Here is a 12,033-nt window from a genome sequence, read left to right on the forward strand (position 1 = left end):
CATAAAGCTTACGAGCCTCTTATCACTAAATCCAGTACATCTGATCTGCTTTGGTTAAGCCCCAATTTCAGCTTTATGCTTTTAGCCTTGAGCTTTTAGCTCATTTAACGATTCTGCCTTTCCAGGCATACTTCTTATTTTTCCCTAAAAAACCGATAATAACGAAATAAAGGATATTAAGCGGCAAAACGAAGCTTACGTACAGCAGCAGTTCGCGCCGTTTTAAGAAGTTCATGATCGGTGTCATGTATAACAAGTCTATCGCATATTTAATTCCGATAGTAAGCAAAAACAATTTCAGGAAACAGATATCGAAAATACCCAGCACGGCGGTTAGCAATAGCATAAAATTACACAGCCAGATACTAAGCGCAAAGGCAACCATTTTTTTATTTTTGTACTTGGTTGATTTTGATGCCCAGCGGCGCCTTTGCTGTATAAACTCTTTTAAATTAGGCTTTGCGTGGGTATATACAATTGCTTCGCGCCGTTTTAAAAAGCCTATCTTGCCGGGATAACGCTCTCCAACCTTGTGCAATAAAAGTTCATCATCGCCCGAAGCCAGGTCATCAATGCCGGTAAAACCGCCAACTTCATAAAATACATCTTTACGATAAGCAAAATTTGCCCCATTACAGGTGGCAGCAAAACCATGACCTAAAAACGCGCCCCCCATACCAATAAGCGATGAAAAATCAAGCGTTTGCATGCGCTCAAACACCGATTGCTCCTGGAAATAAGTTACCGGCGAAGAAATCATAACCAGGTCATGCTGCTCATAAAAGCCAACTATAGTACGCAGCCATTGATTACCCATGCGGCAATCAGCATCTGTTGCTACCATTAAGTCGCCTGTTGAAAGTTTAATGGCTTCGGCTATCGCTTTCTTTTTATAGGAGTTAAGTGTTTCGCCAAGCTTAAGCTGCAATAGCTTTACGCCCTGTGCCGCATAACTGCTGATGATGGCCGCAGTATTATCTGTTGAATGATCGTCAACAATGATGACCTCTACCAGGTGTTTGGGATAATCCTGGGCCAAAATATCTTCAATGGTAAGGTGGATCTTCTCTTCCTCATTACGGGCCGCAATAAGCACAGTAACTTTGGTGCTAAATGTTTGGGCGATAACCGGAGGGATTGTGACCTTTGCCCAGCCTATCCGGAGATAGATCAGCAACAGCACATAAAGCCCTATGGAAAATAATGAAATAATACTAATCAGCGCGGTCAAAAGAATTTGAGTTTTAAAACAAACAACGATCCTAAAATAGCAGGAATAAATAAATTAATAAGCCATATTGACGATACACCGGCTATTACGGCGATATTTTGATCTGTCACATACACAAACAGGTGCGAAGCAGTAAATCCGCGTACACCAATATCAAAAAGATCAAGCGATGGGATGGCTGACGATACCACAAAAAACAGCATCAGCATCAGCATCATGGATACAACAGCCATATGCGGCATCAACAACTGAAAAACCAGAAAATACTGCATTGAAAAGGTGATATACCGCGCAATACTAAAACCCATGATCTTGATAAGCTCGTGGGTGTGATACCGGCCCATTACTTCAAAAAAGCGATGATATTTTTTAATGAACGGAACCCTGTCAAGCAAAGTAACCGCCCAGTTGATATGAAAATAAAATATCAGCTGCATAGCTACAATTATAACGCCGATAGCAACTACCCCCCAGGCCAGCAATAAATTGGCATGAATGAAATTGACTACAAACCAGATCATGGCTATTACGCCCAAAACATTGGTTACCGAACCCTGGCTAAATGAACCTACGCCCATGGCAAAAATGCCCGGAATACGTTTGCGGGGCGGCAAAAACATAACGCGGCCGCCATATTCGCCCAGCCGGTTCGGTGTGGTTACAGCCCAGGTAAGGCCGCAAAAAACAGCCTCAACGGCTTCCCATAATGAAATATTGATTAATGCTTTGGTTACATAGCGCCATTTAAGCGCCTCCAGAAACCAGTTTAAAAACATCAACATAACCACCAGCCCCATAACAATAACAACATGGGTAGTACTTATTTGCGATGCGAAATGTTCAAACTGCTTTAGGTCGTTATTCTTTTTGTTGAACTGCCGGTAAATAAACCACCCTGCAATTATCAATATACCGGCCTTAAGAAGATATGAAACAACCTTTTTAGCAGAGCGTGTCAAATAGATAAATTTTATGCAATGTTACAAAAAAATGGGGCATGCTAAAGCTTGCCCCATACAACACTGCACGGTTAATTTTGTTTACTTCAATCTTGCCTTTAAAAACTCCAGCGTATTTGCATATGCGTCCTTCGTAGCATCGCTGTTATAAATAGGATTGCTCGGATTTGCAAAACCATGGTCGGCATCATACTGGTGTAGGTAAACCTTTTTTCCGGCGGCTTTCATATCAGCATCAAATTTAGCTACAACCTTAGGGTTAATCCACTGATCTTTATTGGCGAAGTTCCCCAGCACATCGGCGTTTAAGGTTTTTAGTTTATTTACGTCCTGCTCGGGCATGCCATAATACATTACGCAAGCTACCGCCTTTTTACCCGCAAGTAAGCTGGTTTGTAAACTCCACCCGCCGCCAAAGCACCAGCCAATAGTAGCAATATGTGCTTTGGGGCCGGCATATGCTATGGCTCCGTTTACTATAGCACGGGCCCTGTCATCATTTACCGCCTGCATAAATTTCCCCGCGTCTTCGCGTGTGGTAGCTACCTTGCCGTCGTATAGGTCGAGGTCAATGATGTTGACGTTACCCAGGTCATTATATAGCTTTTCCGATTCTTTTTTTACATAGTCATTAAGGCCCCACCATTCGTGTATCACCAATAAATAATTATTAGTAGGCTTTTTGGCTTTCATGAAAAATGCTGATGCCTGTTTACCATCCGGCGTTTTGTAGGTGATGACCTCGCCGATACTGCTTTGAAAGCGGATTGGCAAAGGATTTTTGTGCGACATTTTGAACCGGGTGTCGGAGGCCAGCATAGCAAACTGCTGTGTTGCCGATGGATTGCTACAGCAAACTACTTTGCGCTGCGCAAAAGTTATAGTGGTTAAGCTGATAAATAATGTTAATAAGAGCAGTTTTTTCATATGGTTCAATTTTATGTTAATGAATGCTGTTGTGCATTAAAACAATTACGTTGATAATACAGTTTTAGTTGCGCGAGGGATAATGTGATTAACCGGCATAAATTTATGATAATGTATACACACTTACCTAAAATTTAATGCACACCTGTTTATTATCTACTGAATCTTATTTGGGTAAAAACACGTATATAACAATTACCAATATATATTTAATATGCCTGTCCCGCCAATCCCTGACAATGAGATGGAAAGGCTTTTAAGCCTTTCGGAATTTGATCTTGATTATACCGAACACAAAGACAGTTTTAAGGACCTGGCTAAGCTGGCAGCCAAAGTTACCGGCACGGAGGTTTCGCTGGTTAATCTTATCGACTCCTATACACAATGGAGTATCAGTGGTCATGGTTTAGAAATTGAACAAATGCCCCGTGAGGATTCGGTTTGTCAGTATACTATTATAGACGGAGAATATTTTGAGGTTGAAGACTTGCGGAATGACGAACGTTTCCGGGATAAATTTTATGTAACCGACGGGCCCAAATTAAGATATTATTATGGCATACCGCTAAAGGTAGGCGACGATCATAATATCGGGGCCTTATGTGTGCTTGATAAAAATGTTAAGGAACTCACACCCGAAAAGGTTGAACTTTTAAAGATCATTGCCAATGAAATACTAAGCAGGTTAAAAGACCTGAAAGTAATTAACAAACTAAAAAGTAAGCTTGCTGAAGCCAGCGAAATACAAAAAAAGGTAGCTCACGATATCCGCGGGCCTTTAAGCGGAATCATCGGCCTCGCCCAGTTGATCAGCGAACAGGGGGAGTCAAACCAGATAGAAGAGGTGCTGGAGTTTACCAACCTGATCCATAAAAGCGGGCGATCGATACTGGAGCTTGCAGATGAGATCCTGAGTGCTGATAAAAACGATCATAAACCCATATCCAATGGGGCGGAATTTAACCTGCTTGTATTTAAAGATAAAATTGAACGGCTTTTTATTCCGCAAGCCCGCAATAAAAACATTATGCTTACGGTTACAACCACATCCGAATCGGAGCGGATTCCCTTTGCCCGGAATAAACTGTTACAAATAACAGGGAACCTTATCTCAAACGCCATAAAATTTACTCCGGCTGGCGGTTATGTTAATGCAGATTTGAGCCTTGAACCGAACGACCATACCCATATACTGCAAATCCAGGTGAAGGACAGTGGTGTCGGCATAGATGAAAAAGCTATCGAAAAAATACTGAAAGGCAATGCAGCTTCAACAACAGGAACAACCGGCGAAGCAGGATTTGGCTTTGGGCTGGCATTAGTAAAACATCTGATCGAAACCCTTAAAGGGTCAATCAATATCTACTCAAAACCTGGCCAAGGGACTGTATTTGAGGTAAGGCTCCCACAAAAAATGCAATAATAAAAGAACCTGTCCGGAGCAATAATAGGGCATAGAGGTTTGCGTAGGCAAAAAATCCCTAAATAAGTTGTTTTCCTGAAGGTAGATTATAGATGCAATACTTAAAGTAAAATACCGACCTAAAAGCCCGGTACTTTACTTCAGGTTATATTTTTACCAGCTTTTGCCGCCGCCACGGTTATCTCTTGAATAGCCGCCACCGCCACCGCGGTTGCCGCCACCATAACCACCGCCGCCACGGTTACCACCACCGTAACCGCCGCCGCTGCTTCTGCGGTCGCCGCCTGGTTTTTTCTCTTCTGCCTGGCTTACTGCAATTGATCTTCCTTTAACTTCAGAACCGTTTAGGCCGCTTATAGCTTGTTGTGCTGCCTCATCATCTGCCATTTCAATGAATCCGAACCCTTTGCTTCTTCCTGATTCCCTGTCAATAATAATTTTTACGGAGTTAACTTCACCATAAGCTTCGAAAAGCTGCTTTAAATCGGCTTCCCCTAAAGAAAAAGGAAGACTTCCTACGAATATGTTCATTAATATTTAGTTTTTAATGGGCATGCTTTGTTAATTACCCACGTTTTGTTAACATCAAATATAGTAATAGATATTTGATGATTACTGCATGTTTATGTGAATGAGTGCTTTTATTTTAAAAAAATTATTTTTTTGACCCTTTTGAGGAAATAAATGGTGAAAGCCAACCCATTAATACAAAGGCCAATCCGTTTTGTTTTGAAAATATAGTGTTTTCGTAAAATAAATATAGAAAGAATGGGCCGCCCGTATTTTTTTAATATTAAAGTAACATAAAGTTATTTTCCGAAGATAAATCGGTATTAAAAACCTAAACAACCGACTCAATTTTATAGCGTTTTCCATTTAGCGCAAACTCATCTCCGGCTTTTTTGCCGTTAAGTAAATTGCCTATTGGAGATGCGGGCGAAACCGCGAAAAATGTTTTGCCATTGAGTGTCAAAACACCGGCGCTAATGGCCAGGTAAAAATTGCCGTTATTGGTAATTATCACACTACCTGGTTCCGCATGTACCGGGGCACCGGTGGTACCAATCCGGTTTAAGGCAACCAACAGCTTGTTTGCCTCATTTAGCTGCGCCATATTGCGGTTGGTTTCCTGCTGCGCCATTTCGCGCCCGGTTTCATATTTATCGCCCGCACTGCTTTTAGTATCATCAGTCGACGACTTTTGCGCATCGGCTATGGCAAGCTCTGTGGCTTCCATAATTTTACGCACGTGATTAACACATAACTGGTGTAATTCTTTCTTCAAATCGCTCATCTACTAAATCAAATAAAAAACGAAAATAGGGAAAAGGCTAACATCAGTTAATAATAGTTCTTTATTTAGCAGTTCTTTAACAACATAAATTATATGGCTACCGACGGGGTAAAAATAATTGACGGAGATCTTGCTCATGATACTTATTGGGGCATTATGGACCTATATGACAGTAAGGTTGATTTTGAACTCATCAAAGACAAATTTCCGGTGATGGAATTAAGCCATTTTGACGATTATGACAACGAAATTTATATCACAGCCTGTGCCTTAGCATACTGGGAAATCGGGAAAATCAATGCTGAAATATTATCCCTTGTAAAGAGAATGATTGACAAAGGCATCAGCGTCGCGATTTGGACCGAAAGTTCTGTAAACGAAGGGAAAGCCCGGCACAACCAACTTGAACGATTCTGGAAAAAGATATCCCTGGAAAACGTTAAGATAAGAGCACCTAAAACATACCGAACCATTACAAACTTATACTTTAAGCCAGATACAGCACTAACCTTTAAGCATATCGACGACAGTTATAGGGTGATTATCTGTATCGATATTATCCAACACCGCGGCGCATGTGATTATCGTTTTGCGTTGACAACCTATCGAGCAAAAGAAAAACCTACTTTGGCCAATTTACTAAACAGTGAGATAATTGGCAGAAAGATGGGCACCGGTTACGATCAATCAGAAACCAGGGCACTGCAGCCAGGAATTGAACGTGTCTGGAACTTTGAAAAAGAGGGAGGAAATTGCAATTTCTTTTTTGGCATTGTTCAATTTAGCATAAATCATAAAAATCTAACAAGCTTCAATAGCAAGCTTGAAAGTATCGGCACCTTAAAAATGTTGCCTGGGCTAAAAAAGTCTGGTTCACTAAGCGGACTTAGTACTTTTGAAGATCTCGAAGCAGAATTTCTTGATTTAGAAAAACGCCTCAGAATATTTGGCGATAAAAAATACCCTGTAAAAGTGTTGTGTGACCTTTAGCAAAATAAAAGCCCCCTTGCACTCGCTGCTTGGGGGCTTTAAACCTAAACCTTATCACTATTTGCAGGCGTTAACCTACAAAGTAGATAAACGTTACGAAGTGCAATAATGGTATATATGCCTAATTAAAACTGACAAAATAATGATATTCGCACATTACAAGCCAGTCGTTAGTTTATATTAACTGCCTTATCTACAGCTTACCGGCAAAAAATTTAAGGGTTGAAATAATATGTTTTGCCCAGTATGACCACTCGTGTCCACCCTGGTTTTCTTCATAAATATGAGGGATCTTTTCCTTATCCAGCTTTTTATGCAGGTCACGATTATAGTTAATCAGCAAATCATTTATACCGCAATCAAACCGAACAGGCGGCAGCTGGGCCCTGTATTTTTTAAATGTTGCAAACACATCTTCATCGTCCACAATATCCTGTGCATAGGTTTTTAAGGGCTCGCCGGCAAAAAGTTTGATCTGTGGCAGGCTTGTTATAGACGACAGCCCGGCAATGGCTTTAAACTTATGCCCGTATTTTGCGCCTATCCTTAAGGCACCGAAGCCTCCCATAGATAAGCCAGCTATAAACAGCGGCGAGTTTGGTGTTGCGCCGGGGATATTCTCCATTACAGCAGTAGGCACATCGTCGGCAATCCATTGCTCAAAATTAAAGCCACTGTGCGGTAAATATCCCGATCCGTCGCCCCAAAGCCCGTCTGACGGCATGGCCAATATCATTCTTGGCAATTCGCCTTTTTCAATAAGTGCATTGGTTTTTAAATGAACGCCTGCGCTCATAGCCCAGCTCCAGGCGCTGCCATATACACCGTGCAGTAATATTACAATGGGCAAAACCTCATTCTTGTTAGCACCCGGCGGTACATATAAACAGATATCACCACGGCCTTTTAGATTGGGCGTTTTTACGGTTATAAACCGTAGCTGATTACTTTCATATTGCGGATTGGAAATTTCTGTTGTTTTAAATGGCATGAGCTTTTTTAGTCGAACACGATAACCCCTTTGGCATTCCTGCATTTCAGCATGTCGTCAAAAGCTTTATCAAGTTCGTTTATAGAATATGTATGTGTAATCATTTCTTCAAGTAATAAGTGCCCGCTGGTATAATGTTGTACTATATCCGGAAAATCAATTTGCGGGCGGCACTTACCATAAAGCGGGTTAAGGTAAATCTTATCCCATTCAAAAAGGCGCATATCAATAGTGATATCCTGTTCAATCCCGCTTACCTGTACGGCCGTACCTGCATTGCGCACCATTGCTAAGGGGGCTGCACCTAATTCGGGGATGGCAGTGCATTCAAAAGCGTAATCTGCCCCGCGCCCACCCGTAAGTTTTTTTACTTCTTCGGCGGCTTTAAGCAGGCCTATATCATCTTTCGTGGCTAAAATAGTGTGTGTTGCACCAAACTTAACAGCCATTTCAAGCCGGGTAGGGTTAATATCAATAGCTATGATCATACCCGCGCCGGCAATTTTTGCACCTTGTATTACATTAAGGCCTACACCGCCGGTTCCCAATACAACTGCCGATGAACATGCTTTTAGCCTGGCTGCATTTACAACTGAGCCATAGCCTGTCATCACCCCACAGCTGATGATACTTGCAGCAGGGAATGACATGGTTTCCGATGTGTTTTTTACCACAGCAGATTCTTTTACCAAAGTATATCCGGCTATTGTTCCTATGTTGAAAGACCTTAAAATAGGTTCACCATTGTAAGTTGTTCCGTCGAGACAGGCATGGCCCGGAGTGTAGCCATTGCCGCCGGCTGCAACCGGCGAGGCTACTTCACACAAATGCAGGTTACCCTCCAGGCACTGAAAGCATTTGCCGCAATGCATGGCCCAGTTTAAGATCACCTTATCCCCGGGTAGTACACTGCTAATATTTTTCCCAACAGCAACCACAATACCAGCGCCTTCATGACCTATAATGAGCTGCTTTCCCCAGCTCAATGAGTCATGATCGGTATGGCAAAGTCCCGCCGCTTTTATTTTAACCAGCACTTCATCTTCTTTCGGTTCATTCACCACAATATCCTGTACCGAAAAACCACCCTTTCCATTGGCAATAGCTGCCTTGCATATTATGGCCATAATTGGGGATATGTTAAACGCTTTTCATACACCGTTAAACCGGTGGTGCAAATAATAGCAATTACCATAGATTACCATATCAGCAGTGCTGGATACGCCAAGCCTATGCAACAAAAATAGGTTAAGCCATGATTCTAAAACTTTAGCAAATTGTCCAAAAAGTGGCTTATATTATCCACGAAAAGGCTCTTTATAACATTCAGCAATGTTTTTAAAGGATCATCGGATAAAATACACCAGTTTTCCACGCCTGTAGTTATTGTTAATAATCAAGCCTTTACATCACTTTAAACTTCAATTATAAGGAAGCAAAAGGGGGAAGCTGGCGGTAAATTTATCCGCATTTGGCGTGGAGCCGTAGGAGTTAAATTGAAAAGTAATCTTAAAAAAACTTGCGCCCGTTTGCAACGGGCGCTTAATATGGTTCGGCGATTGTATCGCCAGTTGCGTCATAAACGCAAACCCAAGTTAAGCATTCGTTGCAAACGGGCGCAAGAATAACCTCCATGTCATTTTGAGCGCAGCATGGCAGCCGCACGGAAACAGATCCGCACCGAATAGCTACTAGATTGCTTCGTCGTCCCTCATCTATGACATGTTTTTTCTTACATCGAAGCCGAAGCCTTCACATTTTCCATACCGTAATGCTTCAGGATATCATCAGGTACACCTGTCCACTTGCCGGGTTGGTTACCTGCGTAGCCAATATCTTTCACCCCGATTTCGCTGGTGAAAAAGCCTGATGCTGTAAGATCACGCATGCGGTTGAAGAAAGCCACACCCTGTGCCATTTCTGGCTTAGCTTTAGCGGGGTAAGCGATCATGTCAATCAATTGAATCTGTTGATCTTTTGTGCAATCGGTAAATGGTTTACCGAAACGGTTAAGGCATTGTAAATCCAACCAACGTAAACCACCACGCATCGGGGTTTGATGATCCGGCATATCTTTTACAATAAACTCGATGAAATCAGGCACCTTGGCATCAGAAGCACTGCCCGATTTATCATCCTTAGGGATAATGATGTCGGCAAGCACAGTGATGGTTGCCATCTCTGCTGTGGTGAAAAACTTGTCGGCATGCAGTTTTTTATCCCGCTCAACCTCAAACGGCTGGCGACCTACTTCGTCACCGGCTGCTGCGGTGGTTGATTCTTCTGCGCCTTTTTTAGTATCGGTTTTACAGGCCTCCAGTAATAATCCTGCCGAAAGTGTTCCTAAGCCCAGGGCTTTGAGGGAGTCACGTCTGTTCATAAAATTGTTATGTTAGCTTGTTAAACGTTTAATTTTTTCTTTCCTGAATAATATATTCTGCAGTACGCATTGATAACGCAAGGATTGTCCATGTGGCGTTTTTATCACCCTGCTGCACAAATGGAGCAGCGTCAACCACAAACAGGTTTTTACAATCATGCGCCTGGCACCATTTATTTAAGGCCGATTTTTTAGGATCGTTACCCATGCGGATAGTACCTACTTCATGGATGATCTTACCCGGAGCTTCCAAACCATAGTTGGTTTCAGGGCCTTGAGGTCCACCATAAATTGCACCGCCCATGTTGTGCATAATTTCCTGGAAGGTTTCCTGCATGTGCTTAGCCTGTTTAATTTCGTCAGGTGCCCATTTGTAATGGAAACGCAATACAGGTATCCCGTATTTATCAACTACGTTAGGATCGATTTCGCAATAATTATCATAACGGGCAATTGCAGTACCACGACCGGCCATACCAAACTGGGTACCATAAAAACGACGATAGTCATCTTTTAATGATGCACCATAGCCGCCACCATCTTTCATTTTACCATCGCGGCCCGGAACAACGCCGTTCATGTTTTGGATACCACCGCTAAAACCGTATGATGGCATATGTAAGCCACCACCGTACTCGATGTGATAACCACGAGGGAAATCCAGTTTTTTATTATCTAACCACCATGGCGAGTAGATGTGCACACTGCCAACACCGTCTTCGTTGTAACGCTTACGGTCCATTAATTCAGGAAGGAAACCACCGGCACTTGACCCGGTTGAGTCATGCAGATAATGCCCTACAACACCGCTGCTGTTAGCCAAACCGCCCGGATGCTGGGCCGATTTTGAGTTAAGCAAGATCCTGGCCGATTCGCCTGCGCTTGCACCAAGGATAACTGTTTTGGCGTTAACCTGGTACTCCTGCAAATCTTCTTTATTAACGTACGATACACCGACAGCTAGGCCTTCGGCGTTGGTTATCACCTCGCGCACCATAGCGTTGGTGATCACCTTTAAGTTACCGGTTTTAATAGCCGGGATTACCAAACATGATGATGCCGAGAAATCACCATAAACTTTACAACTGCGACCGCATTGCCCGCAGAAGAAACATGCGCCACGGTCTTTATTGCCCGGTAAAGCTTCTGTTAATACCGAACCACGGCCCGGAATAATTTTAACACCTGCTTTTTGAGCACCTTTTACTATATAAAGCTCATTAAGCCTCGGTTTTGGCGGAGGCAGGAAGATACCATCCGGCTCATTCTCCAAACCTTCTTTAGTACCGTAAACACCTATCATACGGTCAACCTTATCATAGTATGGTTTTACATCGTCATAGGTGATTGGCCAGTCATCGGTAAGGCCGTCTTTGGCCTGGAAATCACGCGGGCCCATCCTTAATGAGATCCTGCCCCAGTGATTGGTACGACCACCCAGCATCCGCGAGCGGAACCAGAAAAACTCTGTTTTATCTTTTGTTGTGTAAGGTTCGCCGTCGATTTCCCAACCGCCATAGGCAGCGTCGAAATCGCCGAAAGGACGGGTAGTACCGGCACCGCGGCGCGGCGACTCCCATGGCCATTTTAACTGTTGTGAATCTTTAGCAGGGTCAAAGTAAGCACCGGCCTCAAGCATTAAAACTTTTATCCCGGCGTTGGCCAATACGTAACCGGCCATACCCCCGCCGGCACCCGAACCAACAATCACCACATCATAGGTGGCTGATGATTTTTTAATTTGCAGATCGCTCATATTATATCAAAGTATCCTTCTTTCTTATACGAAGAGAAATTATACATGCCTGGAGCATGTTAACACAATTTAAGTTATGGTA

Annotated in this window: 11 protein-coding genes; 2 read left to right on the forward strand and 9 right to left on the reverse strand. The window is 42.8% G+C overall.

What is annotated here, in order from left to right; genetic code table 11:
• Window positions 1-100: 100 nt before the first annotated feature.
• The 3 genes from ACQ86K_RS31055 to ACQ86K_RS31065 form a co-directional block, all read right to left on the reverse strand.
• The gene (locus ACQ86K_RS31055) at window positions 101-1,231 is read right to left on the reverse strand and encodes a glycosyltransferase family 2 protein (RefSeq protein WP_091169132.1); all 1,131 of its coding nucleotides are present in this window, start codon (window positions 1,229-1,231) and stop codon (window positions 101-103) included.
• On the reverse strand, window positions 1,228-2,190 hold the full coding sequence (locus ACQ86K_RS31060) for a lysylphosphatidylglycerol synthase domain-containing protein (RefSeq protein WP_091169130.1): 963 nt from the start codon (window positions 2,188-2,190) through the stop codon (window positions 1,228-1,230). The genes ACQ86K_RS31055 and ACQ86K_RS31060 overlap by 4 nt, the downstream gene beginning before the upstream one ends.
• 81 nt (window positions 2,191-2,271) lie before the next feature.
• Complete coding sequence (locus ACQ86K_RS31065; protein WP_091169127.1) at window positions 2,272-3,117, reverse strand: dienelactone hydrolase family protein; 846 nt, start codon at window positions 3,115-3,117, stop codon at window positions 2,272-2,274.
• A 244-nt stretch (window positions 3,118-3,361) separates the two neighbouring features.
• Here ACQ86K_RS31065 and ACQ86K_RS31070 point away from each other — a divergent pair, with 244 nt between their 5' ends.
• Window positions 3,362-4,540, forward strand: a complete 1,179-nt coding sequence (locus tag ACQ86K_RS31070) for a sensor histidine kinase (RefSeq protein WP_208102381.1) — start codon at window positions 3,362-3,364, stop codon at window positions 4,538-4,540.
• Window positions 4,541-4,693: 153 nt separating this feature from the next.
• Here the strand turns inward: ACQ86K_RS31070 and ACQ86K_RS31075 are convergent, their stop codons facing one another.
• Both ACQ86K_RS31075 and ACQ86K_RS31080 read right to left on the reverse strand, forming a co-directional pair.
• Entirely contained in the window at window positions 4,694-5,071 is a 378-nt protein-coding gene (locus ACQ86K_RS31075; protein WP_091169120.1) for an RNA recognition motif domain-containing protein, read from the reverse strand.
• 310 nt (window positions 5,072-5,381) lie between these two features.
• Complete coding sequence (locus ACQ86K_RS31080) at window positions 5,382-5,834, reverse strand: 3-oxoacyl-ACP synthase (RefSeq protein ID WP_091169118.1); 453 nt, start codon at window positions 5,832-5,834, stop codon at window positions 5,382-5,384.
• Window positions 5,835-5,927: 93 nt separating this feature from the next.
• Between ACQ86K_RS31080 and ACQ86K_RS31085 the strand changes: the two genes are divergently transcribed.
• Entirely contained in the window at window positions 5,928-6,824 is an 897-nt protein-coding gene (locus ACQ86K_RS31085; RefSeq protein ID WP_091169114.1) for a hypothetical protein, read from the forward strand.
• A gap of 193 nt (window positions 6,825-7,017) precedes the next feature.
• Here ACQ86K_RS31085 and ACQ86K_RS31090 read toward each other — a convergent pair whose 3' ends face one another.
• The 4 genes from ACQ86K_RS31090 to ACQ86K_RS31105 form a co-directional block, all read right to left on the reverse strand.
• Window positions 7,018-7,815: an alpha/beta hydrolase gene (locus tag ACQ86K_RS31090; protein WP_091169111.1), complete on the reverse strand. Its 798-nt coding sequence runs from the start codon at window positions 7,813-7,815 to the stop codon at window positions 7,018-7,020.
• A gap of 8 nt (window positions 7,816-7,823) precedes the next feature.
• Window positions 7,824-8,942, reverse strand: a complete 1,119-nt coding sequence (locus ACQ86K_RS31095; protein ID WP_091169108.1) for a Zn-dependent alcohol dehydrogenase — start codon at window positions 8,940-8,942, stop codon at window positions 7,824-7,826.
• Between the two features lie 605 nt (window positions 8,943-9,547).
• Complete coding sequence (locus ACQ86K_RS31100; RefSeq protein WP_091169104.1) at window positions 9,548-10,195, reverse strand: gluconate 2-dehydrogenase subunit 3 family protein; 648 nt, start codon at window positions 10,193-10,195, stop codon at window positions 9,548-9,550.
• Between the two features lie 28 nt (window positions 10,196-10,223).
• A complete protein-coding gene (locus ACQ86K_RS31105) occupies window positions 10,224-11,951 on the reverse strand; it encodes a GMC oxidoreductase (protein ID WP_431199368.1) in 1,728 nt (575 codons plus the stop codon).
• Window positions 11,952-12,033: the final 82 nt, after the last annotated feature.

It is taken from the genome of Mucilaginibacter sp. P19 (genome assembly GCF_050632265.1).
Lineage (GTDB): Bacteria > Bacteroidota > Bacteroidia > Sphingobacteriales > Sphingobacteriaceae > Mucilaginibacter > Mucilaginibacter gossypii.